The following is a 16,062-nucleotide window of genomic DNA, read 5'->3' on the forward strand; positions in this document are numbered from 1 at the left end:
AACGAAAAACCCCGCCCGGTTTGCGCCGGCGGGGTTTTGGAATCGTGTGTTGATTCGGACCCTACGGCGCATTGCCGACGACCACCACCACACGCACGACGACCGCTGCGCGAGATGGCGCAGTTTTTAGTAGGGTCGCAGTCAGCATGGAAGGATTCATTAGGGACCTGTCTGTTTGTTGATTAACTGGATTTATACAAACACAGGTTTTTCAGCGTGACAATGGAAAAATTTTCATCTGCACAAAAATGCTTCAACGATCACATTTCATTGTATGTCGTGCAAAAACAAAAAACCCCGCCGGAGCGAGGTTTTTTCAGCGTTGTGCGGTTGGTAGCCGCCGAACACACTGTGTTATGTCAACGAAAAAAGTATACGCGTTCTACGAAGAACACGCAATTTCGGCACGAATTTTGATGTTTTTGAGTATGGAACATGAATAGTGTAACGTCCATAAAATACTGTTAATTTATACAGTATTTATCTATAATGTCTCGGTACGCAATGTGTTATGCGGGGGCCGCATCGTAAACCGGCGCATCAAAGTCCTGGCTGAAACGGGTGGTGCCGTCAGCGCCTTAACCCCCGCGTGAGCACACTGTGTTATGTCAACAAAGGTGCTGGCAACAGGCAGCGGCGAGGTACGTCAGCACCGTGCTCCTTGTACCAAAAGGAGAGCGTATGAGCCTCGTGGATATCGCTATTCTTATCCTCAAACTCATTGTTGCAGCACTGCAACTCCTTGATGCCGTTCTGAAATACATTAAGTAATTCAGATTCAAGTCGCACCTAAGGGGGGCGGATAACACTCCGCTCCCCTTTCACCTTCTCCCTGGTGCTTGTATCGCGTCAATATGTTACGTTTTTATGACATCCTCAGGGAAGAATTCCGCCATGACGCTTTCTGTTTTCTGCATTTTGCTGTTCGCCGCACTGCTGCATGCCAGCTGGAATGCCATCGTAAAAGCGGGAAACGACAAGCTGTACTCGGCGATCAGCGTCAGCGGAACCGCTGCGATTATGGCGCTGATTTGTTTACCCTTTGCGCCGCAACCCTCTGCCGCCAGCCTGCCGTTTTTAGCTGTCTCAACCGCATTACAGGTGGTCTATACCGTCCTGGTCGCTAAAACCTATCAGGTTTCGGATATGAGCCAGACCTATCCTCTGATGCGCGGCACAGCGCCACTGCTGGTCGCGATTATCAGCGTCCTGTTTCTTGGTGATAGCCTCTCGCTACTCGCCTGGGTGGGGATTGCCACCATCTGTCTGGCTATTCTCGGGATGGCATTTAACGGACGCAGCGGTTCGCAACGCGGGATTATCCTGGCGCTCATTAACGCCTGCTTTATCGCCGGTTATACGCTGGTTGATGGCACTGGCGTACGTTTATCAGAAACCGCGCTGGGCTACACGCTGTGGACCTTCTTTCTGAACGGCTCCTGCCTGCTGGGCTGGGCGATGATCGCCAGACGGCGGGAAGCGTCGCGCTATCTGGTACAGCAGTGGAAGAAAGGTATTCTTGGCGGCATTGGCACAATGGGTTCTTACGGCCTGGCGCTGTGGGCCATGACCCAGGCTCCGTTGGCGGTAGTCGCGGCGCTGCGTGAAACCTCTATCCTGTTTGGCGCGCTGCTCGCGTGGCTGCTACTGAAAGAGAAGGTTGCCGGAATACGTCTTGTCGCGGCAGCAGGTATTGCCGTAGGCGCAGTTTTACTACGCTTATCATGATCACGTTGTAAACCCGATGCAATTCGGCAACATTTGTTGCCGCTTTTTGTTTACATTTCCTGCCGTCTACCACATAAACATTCCAGCCCACTATCTGGCCTTCTTTTTCTGTTGTGGTAGATTCCACGCGCATTTACGGGAAAGTGCAGCACCTTATTCTTCTTTTTTCTCTTTTTTAAAAGTAATCAGCGAAATGAAAAGGCATAGAAGCGTCAATTTGTTGTTGATGTTGGTATTACTGGTGGCGGTAGGTCAGATGGCGCAAACCATTTATATCCCCGCGATTGCTGATATGGCGCGTGAACTGAACGTTCGCGAAGGGGCGGTGCAAAGCGTAATGGCCGCCTATCTGTTGACCTATGGTCTATCACAACTGGTTTATGGTCCCCTTTCAGACCGCGTTGGCCGCCGCCCGGTTATCCTCGCCGGGATGTCTATTTTTATGCTGGCCACGCTGGTCGCGATTACCACGCATAGTCTGACGGTACTGATTATCGCCAGTGCCATCCAGGGGATGGGAACGGGCGTCGGCGGTGTGATGGCGCGAACGTTACCGCGCGATCTGTACGAAGGCACGCAACTGCGCCACGCCAATAGTCTGTTAAACATGGGGATTCTGGTCAGTCCGCTGTTAGCTCCGCTGATTGGCGGTGTGCTGGATACAGTGTGGAACTGGCGCGCCTGCTATATTTTTCTGTTGATTCTGTGTGCGGGCGTGACGTTTAGCATGGCACGCTGGATGCCGGAAACGCGCCCTGCAGGTGCGCCGCGTCCACGGCTGATCGCCAGCTACAAAACCCTGTTTGGTAATAGCGCTTTCACCTGTTACGTGCTGATGTTGATCGGTGGTCTGGCGGGTGTTGCGGTCTTTGAGGCCTGCTCCGGAGTATTATTGGGCGCACGTCTCGGTCTAAGCAGCATGGTGGTCAGTATCCTGTTTATCCTGCCCATCCCGGCGGCGTTTTTCGGCGCATGGTTCGCCGGTCGCCCGAATAAACGTTTCTCGACGCTAATGTGGCAGTCGGTGACCTGCTGTCTGGTAGCGGGTTTAATGATGTGGATCCCAGGGCTGTTTGACGTGATGAACGTCTGGACGCTGCTGGTTCCTGCCGCACTGTTTTTCTTCGGCGCCGGAATGTTGTTTCCGCTGGCAACCAGCGGTGCAATGGAGCCTTTCCCGTTCCTGGCAGGCACGGCCGGCGCGCTGGTTGGGGGATTACAGAACATTGGTTCCGGCGTGCTGGCGTGGTTCTCTGCCATGCTGCCGCAGACCGGGCAAGCCAGTCTGGGCCTGCTGATGACCCTTATGGGGCTGTTGATTTTTGTTTGCTGGCTTCCGCTGGCGTCACGCGTGTCGCATCAGGGACAGGCGGTTTAAGCGTATGATGGCCCGGCTTATCGCCGGGCTTTTCGCATTCTGGCGCGATAATCGTCGTCAGTAACGGTTCCAGCGCCGGACGCCAGGCCCCCTCCTCACCATCATAGAACTGCGTATCCGCATTGATAGCATAGGGAATTTTCGCTTTTTTCAGCTCGCACGCCATAAAGCGGGCAAACGCCATTTGCGAGGCAGAAGGCGCGTTTTTGACGGTTTCTCCCGGCGACCAGCCCCCTACCCAACTGACATGCCCGGTTTTCTGTTGCCAATGAATGGCAGTATTGATACGGGCGCGAATGGCGGCCTTTTCTGCCGCAGTCCCTGAGGTCCACGGATATTTGCCGTTATTTTTCAGCGGTCCCCACGGAAAAATATGCCATTGGGCCAGCACCGTATTCTGACTTTGCGGCGGCAGCTTTAGGTTGGCCAAATCTTCCGGAGCGGCATGCAGTTTCGGCGCGATAAAAATCATTCGCTGTGGATCGATGGCATGGATGGTTCGAATGGTTTTGTCATACACGCGATTGAGCGACGCCTGATTATGGTTGAGCTTATCAGAGGGGTCGTAGATCAGGTCAAAACCCAGCAACGGCGAGCGTTGACCAAAGTAATGCGCCACCGCCACCCACCAGTTAACCACCTCTTTTTCGTTCCCGGCGCTGGGGTCTTTTTTATATTCGTCTGCCTGATAGGCAATGATCGGGATCACGCCATACTGCTCGCAGGCTTCCACCAGCTTGCGCAGATGAATCAGCCGCGCCTCCGTAGGCTCTCCCGCTACGCGAATGCGTACGTGGGCCAACCCTTTCGCCTTGTAGTCCCGCACTACCAGCGGATCGAATTCACGGATACCCCGATCGGTGCGCGCCCAATCTACGTCCATCCCAACGCCAAGCTGCTGCGCGTACTGCGCCGCCGTCAGCGCAGGTTGCGCGGCACATACGGTGGCGCTGGCCAACAGTAAAAGGGAAACAATCGGCTTTAACACGGTCGTCCTTACGCAAATCATCAGGAGTGATATCACGTATTTAGCACGCTTTTTCACTTTCCGTGTAGAGAGAAAGCGTAAAAAATATTCGCGGTCCGCTTATTTTACCTGCTCCTGAAGCCAGCTAATAAACGCCTCGATTTTCGGCCACTGCCTGCCGGGCAGCGTAGTGATGTAGTAATGCTGATGGCATTTCAGCGCCATATCGCCAAAAGGCGCGACCAGTTCTCCACTGTCGAGACGTTTTTGCACCAAACGCTTTCGGCCCATCGCCACGCCGATATGGTTCATGGCGGCAATTACCGCTAAATCAGAACGATCGAAACCAATCCCCGATGATGTCGGCAAATTCGCCGTAAAATGCTGCGCCCAGCTGTGCCATTCATCGGTTCCTGAGTCGTTACTCCATGCCTGTCTGTCGTGCAGCAAGGTGCAGTGCGGCAAATTCACTAACGAACCGGTAAGGTCATGGCGGCGAGCGTAATCCGGGCTGCATACCGGTAGGATCTCTTCATCCATCAGGAAGTGGTGCGTAAGCTGCGCGGAGGGCGCATCGTCAAAATAGATAGCCAAATCGACCCCGGCACGCTGTAAATTGACGTTGTCATTCCCAGTCAGGATGGTCAGTGAAATTGACGGGTAGCGACGGGTAAAGTCACCGAGCGCCGGAACCAGCCAGCACTGGGCGATAGAAGGTCGAGAGTAGACGGTGAGCGTCCCGGACAGCTCCTGGTTTTTAATATCGAGGATTTCCTGATTCAGCGTATCCAGCGACGATTTCAGCGCCCAGAATACCCGCTTACCCTCGTGGGTGAGTTCCACTTTACGGTGCGAACGGACAAACAGCTGAATGCCCAGTTCATCTTCCAGTTGATTAATGCGATGGCTGACGGCGCTGGGGCTTAACGACAGCTCATCTGCCGCCAGCGCAAACGACTGATGCCGGGCCGCCACTTCAAAAGTATACAGCTTTGACAGCTGCCAGCCATTGAGCAGCCGGTTTCTGACCTCGCGTAGGGGATCCAAACTCACCTCCTGTCCTCCTGATTCATTCGCCGGAGTGTAAAAAACTTCGCTGCAAAAATCAGCATAAAGATGAATCAAGGTGAACCATATCGCATAAACATAGCGTAATTAGACGTAAATCACTCACTTGATGCAATCTGGCTCATGTGAAAGGAGATTTATATCGTTTGTCAGACGGTGCCTTATTTTTGTCCAATAACCTTATATTAATCACAGGGCAAGGTGAGCTATGCACTCTCAAATCTGGGTTGTGAGCACGCTGCTGATAAGCATCGTGTTAATCGTTTTGACCATCGTGAAGTTCAAATTCCACCCGTTTCTGGCGCTGCTGTTAGCCAGTTTCTTCGTGGGTACGATGATGGGGATGGGGCCGCTGGATATGGTCAATGCCATTGAGAGCGGCATCGGCGGTACGCTGGGCTTCCTCGCGGCGGTTATCGGCCTTGGGACCATTCTGGGCAAAATGATGGAAGTGTCCGGCGCGGCCGAACGCATCGGTCTGACGCTGCAGCGCTGCCGCTGGCTTTCAGCGGATGTCATTATGGTGCTGGTCGGGCTGATTTGCGGGATCACGCTGTTCGTTGAGGTCGGCGTGGTGCTGTTGATTCCACTGGCCTTTTCGATTGCTAAAAAAACCAATACCTCATTACTGAAGCTGGCGATTCCGCTGTGTACGGCGCTGATGGCGGTACACTGCGTCGTACCTCCGCATCCGGCCGCCCTGTTCGTGGCGAATAAGCTGGGCGCGGACATTGGCACCGTAATTGTCTACGGCTTACTGGTGGGTTTAATGGCCTCGCTTGTCGGTGGGCCGCTGTACCTGAAATTCCTCGGTAACCGTCTGCCATTTAAACCAGTACCGGCTGAGTTTTCCGACCTGAAAGTGCGTGATGAAAGCACGCTGCCATCGCTGGGCGCGACGCTGTTTACCGTACTGCTACCAATTGGCCTGATGCTGGTGAAAACCGTCGCGGAACTGAACATGGCGAAAGGCAGCACGGTGTATACGCTGCTGGAGTTTATTGGTAACCCGATCACCGCGATGTTTATCGCCGTTTTCGTAGCCTATTACATTCTCGGTCTGCGTCAGCACATCGGTATGGGTGCGCTGCTGACCCACACCGAAAACGGTTTTGGCTCGATTGCTAACATTTTGCTGATTATAGGCGCAGGCGGCGCATTCAACGCTATTCTCAAGAGCAGCGGGCTGGCGGATACTCTGGCGCTGATCCTCTCAAACATGCATATGCACCCGATTCTACTGGCATGGCTGGTCGCTCTGATTCTGCATGCGGCGGTAGGCTCTGCCACGGTGGCGATGATGGGCGCAACGGCAATCGTTGCCCCGATGCTACCGCTGTATCCCAACGTTAGCCCGGAGATCATCGCCATTGCCATCGGTTCCGGCGCTATTGGCTGCACGATCGTCACCGATTCCCTGTTCTGGCTGGTGAAGCAGTATTGCGGCGCCACCCTGAATGAAACGTTCAAATACTATACGACCGCGACATTTATCGCGTCCGTTATTGCACTGGCTTGCACATTCCTGCTTTCCTTTATTATCTAAGCGCGAAGAGACTGACTATGGAAAACATTCAAACACTTATCGCCCAGCATCCTTTAGTGGAAGATCTGGTGGCTCTGAAAGAGACAACCTGGTTTAACCCTGGCACCACCTCTCTTGCGGAAGGTTTACCGTATGTTGGCCTGACAGCACACGACGTTGAGGACGCCCACGCGCGTCTGACGCGCTTCGCACCGTATCTGGCGCAGGCCTTCCCGGAAACTGCCGCCACTGGGGGCATTATCGAATCTGAGCTGGCCGCAATCCCTGCCATGCAAAAACGGTTGGAAAAAGAGTTCGGGCAGCACATTAACGGCGAACTCCTGCTGAAGAAAGACAGTCACTTGCCGATTTCAGGCTCGATTAAAGCCCGCGGTGGCATTTATGAAGTACTGACCCATGCGGAAAAACTGGCGCTGGAAGCCGGTCTGCTGACCACCAAAGACGATTACCGCGTTCTGCTTTCGCCTGAATTTAAACAGTTCTTCAGCCAGTACAGCATCGCGGTTGGCTCCACCGGCAACCTCGGCATGTCGATTGGTATCATGAGTGCCCGCATCGGCTTTAACGTTACGGTGCATATGTCTGCCGACGCCCGCGCGTGGAAAAAAGCCAAGCTGCGCAGCCACGGCGTGACGGTGGTGGAGTACGAAGAAGATTATGGCGTGGCGGTTGAACAAGGTCGTAAGGCGGCAGAGTCCGATCCGAACTGCTTCTTTATCGATGATGAAAATTCCCGCACGCTGTTCTTAGGCTATGCGGTCGCCGGTCAGCGTCTGAAAGCGCAGTTTGCCCAGCAGGGGCGCGTGGTGGATGCCGATCATCCTCTGTTTGTCTACCTACCGTGCGGCGTCGGTGGCGGCCCTGGCGGCGTGGCGTTTGGCCTGAAGCTGGCATTCGGCGATAACGTGCACTGCTTCTTCGCTGAACCGACTCATTCACCGTGCATGCTGCTGGGGATTTACACCGGGCTGCACGATACCATTTCCGTACAGGACATCGGTATCGACAACCTGACGGCGGCGGATGGGCTGGCGGTGGGTCGCGCCTCGGGCTTTGTTGGCCGGGCGATGGAGCGTCTGCTCGACGGTCTGTACACCCTGGACGATCAGACAATGTACGATATGCTGGGCTGGCTGGCGCAGGAAGAAGGCATTCGTCTTGAGCCGTCGGCGCTGGCAGGCATGGCTGGCCCTCAGCACGTTTGCGCCTCCACGGATTACCAGCAGATGCATGGCTTCAGCGCGGATCAGCTCAATAACGCCACCCATCTGGTGTGGGCAACCGGCGGCGGCATGGTGCCGGAAACCGAGATGGCGCAATACCTGGCGAAAGGGCGCTAATCTCAGCGCAGCATCGCCATCAGCTCCATCGGTGAGCGATGCTGCTTAAGCAGGTCACGCATCACGCGCATATGCGGTGCGGTATGGTTGAAGAAAGCCTGATATCCTGCACACAGCACGCCCTTTCCATTTTCCTCGCAGTACGCAGGACAATCACCATGGTAATATTGAAACAATGAGCATGTTTGGCAACGCGTATTCATTGATGACATGGTCTGTCGTTCAATTTGTGCTGCCAGACCACACCACTGGCGGAGCGTTTTGTCGAAAAGCTGGATAGATATCTGATTAATATCTTCACGTACCCAGATATCAAATATCGTAATTAAAAATCGGCCCCACGCCTCAGACGTAACCGATTCGTCTGTCAGATGACCTGAGCCATCGTGCTTAACCAGCGGAATAAACTGTACCAGGCGAACATTTCCTTGTTGCAAACCACGGTACACTTCAACTGGTTGTAAACACTTCTGGTGGTCAATCACCACGTTTAAAACATCATCACTAACATCCATGTTCTCACATCCTGTCATGCAAAATTCCCGATAAATACGATAAGTTGGCGAACATGCGTTACAGCAAACAGTATTGCGAGGGATAACACCGCGAGGGAGATCATAAATTTGTCACGCACCGCACGAGATTCAGAAAAATCGCTATGTGTAACATCCATCAGATTACGGCTGCGGGTATAGCGCCAAAGTACGATTCCCACCATCGCCAGCACCACAATTGAAACCCAAAACAGGAAGCCCGCCTGATGCCAGTTGTGCTTCAGCGCCAGCGCCATTAACGCACCATAACCCAGCAGGGTACGAAACCAGGCCAGCGATGTTCGCTCCGGTTGTAACCCCGGGTCGGCGATACGTCGCGATTTGCGGCTATCCGGCATACAGCACCAGCGTCATGACAATCACTGCCACAATAGTCAGCATAACGCTGATAATCAGCAGGCTGTGGGTGTAGGGCAAGTCCTCTTTCAGTCGCATCGCCTTTTCGTTACGTAGCCAGCGCAGGTAGCCGTAGATCGCCAGACCGCCGGCAAACAGACACAGCAACAAGGCAAGCGCCTCACGGATGACCGGCGTGGCAAAATCCGGGGCCAGTTGATCAAGGCCAACTCCCGCCGCCAGAAATCCGAGCGCGGTGCGGATCCACGCCAGAAAGGTACGTTCATTTGCCAGCGAGAAGCGATAGTCCGGTGCTTCCCCAAGGCGAGAAATCTTCATGACAGCTCCTTAAATATTGTTGTCTGGTCGTTATACCGGAACAGTTAAGGAGTATGAACCTGATTCTCAAACGAAAGGGCGAGTCGGGTGATGAGACAATGGAAAAGAGAGAGGGTGTTTGTAATGCCGGATGGCGAGTTGCGTTTTATCCGGCCTACAGGAGATGCAGGCCGGATAAGTCAGTTTTAACCTAATCCCCAGAAGAGCACCGCCAGCAATTGCGGGGTGATAATCCTCAGGAACATGACCAGCGGATAAACGGTGGCGTAGGAGAGCGCTGCCGCCCCGCTGGTGGCATGCAGGTTGTTAGCAAACGCCAGCGCAGGAGGATCGGTCATTGAGCCGGCCAGCATGCCGCACAGCGTCAGATAGTTCATTTTGGCGAAAATCCGTGCCAGCAAGCCTACGGTAATGAGCGGAATCGCGGTAATGAAAATACCGTAGCCCACCCAGCTCAGACCATCGCCTTGCGTCAGGGTATGAACAAAATCACCGCCTGACTTCAGACCAACCACCGCGAGAAACAGTACGATACCCAACTCTCGCAGCGCCAGGTTAGCGCTGGGAGGCATAAACCAGTACAGCTTACCGATGCTGCCAATACGTCCAAGAATCAAAGCCATAATCAGCGGCCCACCGGCCAGCCCCAGCTTCAACGCCACCGGGAAACCCGGGATAAACAGCGGGATTGACCCCAGCAGAACACCCAGTCCGATACCGATAAATACCGGCAGCATCTGCACCTGCTGCAGTTTTTGCTGCGCGTTACCGACAACATTAGCAACGGCGTCAATCGACGAAGGGCGCCCAACCAGATTGAGGATGTCCCCGAATTGCAGGCTGGCGTCGCTGCTGGCTACCAGTTCAACCCCCGCACGGTTCAGGCGGGAGATCACCACGTCGTAACGTTCTTTAAAGTGCAGATCGCGGATACGTTTACCCAGCACTTGTTCGTTGGTCACCACCACGCGCTCAACGCGTAAATCAGTCCCGCGCGTCGACAACGATGTGTCCACCTCCTGACCAATCACCACCTGCGCGTTGTGCAGATCGGCTGGCTGCCCGACCAGGTGTAACAGGTCGCCCATCTGGATAACCGTTCCCGGCGATGGCACCATCAATGTCTCGTCACGTTTCAGACGCGAGCAGATGATTTTGTCGCTGTTCAGGATCGGAACATCCTGAATTGCCATATTGTTGATGTTTGGGTTTTCCACACGGATGTTCATCGTCTGAATCAGTGCGTGCCCGTTGGTTAGCGTGGATTCATGCTGCTGGGCTTCAGCATCGACGTTAACGCGGAAAATAAGGCGCATCAGCCACATGGTGAGTAAAATTCCGCAAATGCCGAAAGGATAAGCCATGGCATAGCTCATCCCCATCTGGTCTACCACATCGCCAGGGGTACCCAGATCGCGCAGAATTTGCTGCCCGGCACCCAACGCCGGGGTATTGGTGACCGCCCCGGAGAATATACCCAGTACCACAGGAAGAGGAATGGCAAAAAGCTTATGCAGAATCGCGGTGACCAGGCCACCCATGATGACAATCAGCACGGCAAACAGATTCAGCCGCAGGCCCGAAACGCGCAATGACGCAAAAAAGCCCGGTCCGACCTGGATACCGATGGTGTAGACGAACAGGATCAGGCCAAATTCCTGAATGAAATGCAGCATGTCGCCGCTCAGGGTCATCCCTGCCTGATCGACAAAATGCCCGACAATAATACCGCCGAACAGCACGCCTCCGATGCCAAAACCAACACCACGTATTTTTATGTTGCCGATCCATAATCCGACAACTGCCACTAATGCCAGAACGCTGACCGTCAATGCTATATCACTCATTATCTTGTTCCCTGTGAATAACATCATTAAGTAAATGGATTCTCGCAGAGTACAGTCGCAATGTATGGGTGGTAAAGCACAAAAAAGCCCCGTCATTTCTGGCGGGGCAAAGGCATGGAGCTATTTAACTATTTAATGCGGGACGTTCGCTGATAGCGATACGTTGTGGAGCAATGGCTTCAGGTTCATTCCGGGTCAAATCGATATGCAGCAAGCCGTTAGTGAAGCTTGCGCCGGAGACCTCCATATTTTCAGCCAGCGTAAAGCTCAGGCTGAACGGCTGAATGACCAGCCCCTGGTGCAACCATTTGGTCTCTTTTTCCGGCTGCTGCGGCGTACCTTTCACGGTCAGGCGCGTACCTTCCAGTTGAATATCCAAATCTTCCTGGCGGAAACCGGCTAACGCAAGGGTAATGCGGTAGTGGTTATCATCGCTCTTTTCGATGTTATAAGGCGGGAAGCTCTGGCTTTCACCGGTGTTTTGCAAAGCATTGGCCAGTTTGTCAAAACCGATCCATTGACGCAGCAGTGGGGATAAATCGTAGTTACGCATAATAATCTCCTTCTAAGAAGCGAGTAGGTACCTTTCGGCTCCCTGACGGCAAGCCGATGACTTAGCAAGGCCGCCTGAAGCGGCCTATAGAATTAGTTGATTTCGATGCGGCGCGGCTTATTCGCTTCAGGAATCACGCGCTCAAGATCGATATACAGCAGACCATTTACCAGGTTTGCGCCGCGAACATGAATGTTCTCCGCTAACTGGAACTTACGCTCGAAGTTGCGCTCGGCAATACCCTGATACAGGTAAGTACGTTCTTTTTGATCGTCCGCATGGGCGCCTTTCACCACCAGCAGATTATCCTGGGCAGTAATTTCCAGTTCGCTTTCAGCAAAACCGGCAACGGCAATTGCAATGCGGTAATGGTTTTCGTCTACCAGCTCAACGTTGTACGGAGGGTAGCCGCCATTGCTTTGGCCCTGATTGTTTTCCAGCAGGTTAAACAGACGGTCAAAACCAATAGCAGAACGGTACAGCGGGGATAAATCAAAGTTACGCATAATTAATAGCTCCTGAAATCAGCGAGAATAATTGACCTTCCATCATGGACAGGTCAGGTAGCCAGGACACCCATCAGGCATGCCCTTCATTTGTCTACACTCTAAAAATGGGTCTTAATACAAACTTTTCAAGCGTATTCATCTGACTTTTTTTGCAGTTTGTTGTCTATTGCATACACTGGGGGGAGCAGTTGTTCTCGTTAAATCGCGATGGCCGCCACAGTGCGACGAAATGGTGATGTTATTTTCGCAACGGATCGCTTTAACTCACCATGCAAACACGATAAATACAGATGAATAAATGATGATTAAAAAAATGTTGGTAACACTGACGATGTGTAGTGGGATGGCGTTTGTAAGCGGCTGTTCCAGCATCATGTCGCATACCGGTGGCAAAGAAGGGACATATCCTGGCACGCGAGCCAGTGCCACAATGATTAGCGAAAGTGATACGAACTGGGGAACCAAGTCACTGGCAATTCTGGATATGCCTTTCACCGCGGTGCTCGATACGGTATTGCTACCGTGGGATCTCTTTCGCAAAGACAACTCGGTGAGATCCCGCGTAGAAAAGAGCGAGGAGAGAACCCAGGCCACGAACGCCGTTATTCCCCCGGCAGAAATGTCCGCTCCATAAGTTAACGCCCGGTTTCAGTCACCCACAGCTGGTGGAAACCCTCGACGTCTTCCATCCACGCAACCTGTCGACCATCAGGGGAGAAGACGATCGCATCGGCCGACGGCGGGTTACCATGACGTTCCGTTAAAAAATCAATCTCGCCCGTTTGAACATCACAACAAGCAATTCTGTTCTCCAGTACAAATCCCAGCCATTTCCCCGATGGGTGCCAGTTAAAGGCTGACTGAATATTCGTAGTGCATTGGGTAAGCTGACGCGGTGCACCCCCCTGTGGGGAAATCAGCCATAGCTGCACAATACCGCTGTCATCACGCATTAAAAACGCAATCTCAGACGCCTTTGGATTACTGCGTACCCAATGGCGAGGTTGATTCACCAGCCCCGGGAAAGCGCGCTCATGGGTAAACGTCAGGCGACGTTGGCAAATACCGGATGGCGGCGCAGGCATGGTCATGTCAGTCCCCTCCAGAGGCGCGTCCCCCGACTGTTTCCAGCCACTTTCATCCAGTGGCAAATCGACAATAAACAATTCCGGTACTTTTTCGCCATTCACTGACAACGTATCGCCGATAAACGCCAGCCTGTTTTCTCCTACCCAGCCCTCTTCATAGGCACGGTTAATCTCATCGCTACCCGGTTTTGGCGTTGGTGTCGTCTGGCTCACCAGCACGCACCAATGGCTGCCACTGTATTCACGCGGATGCTGCGCGGAGACCTTCACCGGCCCATACGGTGCAGCCACGCCGACGTTGCGTAAATCCAGCGCCGCCGAGCGCTCATGCAAAACATGATCGTTATAGGTGAAACTGACAAACTCACCGTTTGGGCTAAAGACATGCACATGACTCCCGCCACGCAGCGCGCCTGGCGTGTACGGCGCGGTAATATCCATCGCATCCAGATTCTCCACCCCAGCCTGCGTAACAATCACCCCACGACGATGATGGAAGTCGTAATGCCATGTTTCATCAGGATTTTCAGGCCCATGAATGAATACATATTTTTCCGACTTTGGATGAACGGTCACCACGCCAACGTGCGCTCCCTGAGTAGCCCGGTAAATCACCTCCAGTTCGCCAGTATGGATATTGACGCGCTCAATTGTTTCACCGGTAAAGGAGGCGCCAGAAGGACGCACATCAAAGACCAGCCACTGGCTGTCCGGTGTCCAGGTGTTAATATTGGTAAGCTGATGATTACGCGGCGTAAAGGTGATTTGCTTCATGGGATGCCCTGATACAAGACGATTAAAGCAATCATACTTCACAAGCACTTCACTTTCAGGCTTTAGCGTATCGCCATCTTCATTTTTGCGGACAGAAAGATGGAACATTTTGACGTGGCGATTATCGGATTAGGTCCGGCAGGCGCAGCGCTGGCGCGGCAGTTGAGCGGAAAAATGCGCGTGATTGCGTTGGATAAAAAACGCCAGTGCGGCAACGAAGGTTTCACTAAACCCTGCGGCGGTCTGCTGGCCCCGGACGCCCAGCGTTCGTTTATCCGCGATGGTATAACCTTACCCGTTGATGTCATCGCCAACCCGCAGATTTTTAGCGTTAAAACGGTTGATGTTGCCGCTTCTTTGACGCGTAACTACCAGCGCAGCTACATTAATATCAACCGCCATGCTTTTGATTTATGGCTTAAATCTCTCATCCCTGATGATGTGCAGGTGTACCACGACAGCCTGTGTCGGAAAATCTGGCGCGAGGGCGATAAATGGCATGTTATCTTCCGCGCCGACGGTTGGGAGCAGCAGATCACCGCGCGTTATCTGGTGGGGGCAGACGGTGCGAATTCACTGGTGCGCCGTCATCTCTATCCCCAGCACCAAATCCGTAAATATGTCGCTATTCAACAATGGTTTGCGGAGAAACATCCTGTGCCGTTCTATTCCTGTATTTTTGATAACGATGCAACTGACTGTTATTCATGGAGTATCAGCAAAGATGGCTATTTTATCTTTGGTGGCGCCTACCCCATGAAGGACGGACAGGCACGCTTTGACGCGCTGAAGGAGAAGCTGAAAGCGTTCCATTTCCAGTTCGGCAAACCGGTGAAAAGTGAAAAATGTACGGTTCTGTTCCCCTCACGCTGGAAAGATTTCGTCTGCGGTGAAGACAATGCGTTTTTGATTGGCGAAGCTGCCGGTTTTATCAGCGCCAGCTCGCTGGAAGGGATTAGCTATGCGCTGGACAGCGCGGAGATCCTCAAATCGGTACTGCTGCGGGATACGCCAGATATGAATCACGCTTACCGTAAAGTCACCCACAGGTTACGTCTCAAACTGTATGGCAAAATCCTGAAAAGCCGAGCCCTGACGTCGGCATTTTCCCGTAAATGGATTATGCGCAGCGGCGTGGCGCATATTCCCCAGGGAGACCATTCAGCACCACAAATCATGGCTGAAACAGGGCAAATGAAACAAGGCACTTGCCCATAATTTCTTAATTCAGCGCAAATTTCTCAATGGCATACGCGACGCCATCTTCGAGGTTGGATTTGGTCACGAAGTTGGCGATTTCTTTGACTGATGGAATAGCGTTGTCCATGGCAACACCCACGCCTGCGTATTCAATCATCGCGATGTCGTTTTCCTGATCGCCTATCGCCATCACCTCTTCGGCTTTAATACCTAACGCATCGGCCAGCGATTTTACGCCCGTCCCTTTATTGACGCGTTTATCGAGGATTTCGAGGAAATACGGCGCACTTTTCAATACAGTGTACTTCTCTTTTACTTCTGCTGGGATGCGCGAGATGGCTTTATCGAGGATCTCCGGTTCATCAATCATCATCACTTTCAGGAACTGGGTTTCTGGATCCATTTTCTCGGCTTCACAGAACACCAGCGGGATGGTCGCGACAAACGATTCGTGCACCGTGTAGTAGCTGATATCACGGTTCGCGGTATACAACGTGTTGCGATCGAGGGCGTGGAAATGTGAGCCAACTTCCCGGGAAAGCTGCTCCAGGTAGCGATAATCGTCATAGCTTAACGCAGTTTGCGCTACGGTACTGCCATCTCCAGCTTTCTGCACCAGCGCACCGTTGTAGGTAATGCAGTAGTCACCGGGCTGTTCCATATGTAGTTCTTTCAGATAGCTGTGAACGCCGGCATACGGGCGTCCCGTGGTCAGCACCACATTCACGCCGCGCGCGCGCGCTGCGGCAATCGCCGTTTTGACCGCTGGTGAAATGGTGTGATCGGGCAGCAGAAGTGTGCCATCCATGTCGATAGCAATAAGTTTGATAGCCAT

Annotated in this window: 18 protein-coding genes and 1 other annotated feature; of the genes, 7 read left to right on the top strand and 11 right to left on the bottom strand. The window is 53.1% G+C overall.

The genetic code is table 11. From position 1 onward, the window contains the following. Positions 1-61: 61 nt before the first annotated feature. Positions 62-160 carry an ilvB operon leader peptide IvbL gene (ivbL, locus tag WC1_RS24255; protein ID WP_003827118.1) on the bottom strand — a complete coding sequence of 33 codons (99 nt, stop codon included), beginning with the start codon at positions 158-160 and terminating at the stop codon, positions 62-64. Between the two features lie 521 nt (positions 161-681). On the opposite strand from ivbL, the gene tisB reads away from it, so the two are divergent. The 3 genes from tisB to emrD all read left to right on the top strand — a co-directional run bounded on the left by tisB (position 682) and on the right by emrD (position 3,106). Further along, positions 682-771 (top strand): type I toxin-antitoxin system toxin TisB, encoded by a 90-nt coding sequence (tisB, locus tag WC1_RS01530; protein ID WP_003840643.1) that lies wholly within the window; start codon positions 682-684, stop codon positions 769-771. A 123-nt stretch (positions 772-894) separates the two neighbouring features. Next, positions 895-1,728, top strand: a complete 834-nt coding sequence (locus tag WC1_RS01525; protein WP_003840641.1) for a DMT family transporter — start codon at positions 895-897, stop codon at positions 1,726-1,728. 193 nt (positions 1,729-1,921) lie between these two features. Further along, a complete protein-coding gene (gene emrD / locus WC1_RS01520) occupies positions 1,922-3,106 on the top strand; it encodes a multidrug efflux MFS transporter EmrD (RefSeq protein ID WP_003023905.1) in 1,185 nt (394 codons plus the stop codon). Here the strand turns inward: emrD and WC1_RS01515 are convergent. Together WC1_RS01515 and dsdC are read right to left on the bottom strand one after the other, a co-directional pair. Further along, positions 3,033-4,115 carry a cellulase family glycosylhydrolase gene (locus tag WC1_RS01515; RefSeq protein WP_003840639.1) on the bottom strand — a complete coding sequence of 361 codons (1,083 nt, stop codon included), beginning with the start codon at positions 4,113-4,115 and terminating at the stop codon, positions 3,033-3,035. The two genes, emrD and WC1_RS01515, sit on opposite strands and share 74 nt — an antisense overlap. Positions 4,116-4,193: 78 nt before the next feature. Continuing rightward, positions 4,194-5,120 carry a DNA-binding transcriptional regulator DsdC gene (dsdC, locus tag WC1_RS01510; protein WP_003840637.1) on the bottom strand — a complete coding sequence of 309 codons (927 nt, stop codon included), beginning with the start codon at positions 5,118-5,120 and terminating at the stop codon, positions 4,194-4,196. Between the two features lie 229 nt (positions 5,121-5,349). Between dsdC and dsdX the strand changes: the two genes are divergently transcribed. Together dsdX and dsdA are read left to right on the top strand one after the other, a co-directional pair. Beyond that, positions 5,350-6,687, top strand: coding sequence for a D-serine transporter DsdX (gene dsdX, locus WC1_RS01505; RefSeq protein WP_003023897.1), 1,338 nt, complete (start codon positions 5,350-5,352; stop codon positions 6,685-6,687). Between the two features lie 17 nt (positions 6,688-6,704). After that, the gene (dsdA, locus tag WC1_RS01500) at positions 6,705-8,027 is read left to right on the top strand and encodes a D-serine ammonia-lyase (RefSeq protein ID WP_016151216.1); all 1,323 of its coding nucleotides are present in this window, start codon (positions 6,705-6,707) and stop codon (positions 8,025-8,027) included. A 2-nt stretch (positions 8,028-8,029) separates the two neighbouring features. Here the strand turns inward: dsdA and WC1_RS01495 are convergent, their stop codons facing one another. The 6 genes from WC1_RS01495 to ibpA form a co-directional block, all read right to left on the bottom strand. Next, positions 8,030-8,542, bottom strand: a complete 513-nt coding sequence (locus tag WC1_RS01495; protein ID WP_003023893.1) for a radical SAM protein — start codon at positions 8,540-8,542, stop codon at positions 8,030-8,032. Between the two features lie 14 nt (positions 8,543-8,556). After that, entirely contained in the window at positions 8,557-8,919 is a 363-nt protein-coding gene (locus WC1_RS01490; protein ID WP_003023890.1) for a DUF202 domain-containing protein, read from the bottom strand. Next, positions 8,909-9,256, bottom strand: coding sequence for a YidH family protein (locus tag WC1_RS01485; protein WP_003023888.1), 348 nt, complete (start codon positions 9,254-9,256; stop codon positions 8,909-8,911). Before WC1_RS01485 ends, WC1_RS01490 begins: the two co-directional genes overlap by 11 nt. 185 nt (positions 9,257-9,441) lie before the next feature. Next, entirely contained in the window at positions 9,442-11,103 is a 1,662-nt protein-coding gene (locus tag WC1_RS01480) for a putative transporter (protein ID WP_003023886.1), read from the bottom strand. A 124-nt stretch (positions 11,104-11,227) separates the two neighbouring features. Next, positions 11,228-11,656, bottom strand: a complete 429-nt coding sequence (gene ibpB, locus WC1_RS01475; RefSeq protein ID WP_003840609.1) for a small heat shock chaperone IbpB — start codon at positions 11,654-11,656, stop codon at positions 11,228-11,230. 92 nt (positions 11,657-11,748) lie between these two features. After that, complete coding sequence (ibpA, locus tag WC1_RS01470) at positions 11,749-12,162, bottom strand: small heat shock chaperone IbpA (RefSeq protein WP_003023882.1); 414 nt, start codon at positions 12,160-12,162, stop codon at positions 11,749-11,751. Then, positions 12,156-12,228: a sequence feature (ROSE (Repression Of Heat Shock gene Expression) occurs in the 5'-region of heat shock genes and acts as an RNA thermometer to modulate expression.), on the bottom strand. Its footprint overlaps the gene before it by 7 nt. Before the next feature lie 238 nt (positions 12,229-12,466). Here ibpA and WC1_RS01465 point away from each other — a divergent pair. Further along, the gene (locus tag WC1_RS01465) at positions 12,467-12,799 is read left to right on the top strand and encodes a YceK/YidQ family lipoprotein (protein ID WP_003023879.1); all 333 of its coding nucleotides are present in this window, start codon (positions 12,467-12,469) and stop codon (positions 12,797-12,799) included. A gap of 1 nt (position 12,800) precedes the next feature. On the opposite strand, the gene WC1_RS01460 is transcribed toward WC1_RS01465, so the two are convergent. After that, positions 12,801-14,027 carry a YidR family protein gene (locus WC1_RS01460; protein ID WP_016151217.1) on the bottom strand — a complete coding sequence of 409 codons (1,227 nt, stop codon included), beginning with the start codon at positions 14,025-14,027 and terminating at the stop codon, positions 12,801-12,803. Between the two features lie 99 nt (positions 14,028-14,126). Here WC1_RS01460 and cbrA point away from each other — a divergent pair, with 99 nt between their 5' ends. After that, positions 14,127-15,245: a colicin M resistance lipid reductase CbrA gene (cbrA, locus tag WC1_RS01455; protein WP_016151218.1), complete on the top strand. Its 1,119-nt coding sequence runs from the start codon at positions 14,127-14,129 to the stop codon at positions 15,243-15,245. Between the two features lie 4 nt (positions 15,246-15,249). Here cbrA and yidA read toward each other — a convergent pair whose 3' ends face one another. Next, the gene (gene yidA, locus WC1_RS01450; RefSeq protein WP_003840602.1) at positions 15,250-16,062 is read right to left on the bottom strand and encodes a sugar-phosphatase; all 813 of its coding nucleotides are present in this window, start codon (positions 16,060-16,062) and stop codon (positions 15,250-15,252) included.

It is taken from the genome of Citrobacter sp. KTE30 (assembly GCF_000398825.1).
GTDB lineage: Bacteria > Pseudomonadota > Gammaproteobacteria > Enterobacterales > Enterobacteriaceae > Citrobacter > Citrobacter freundii.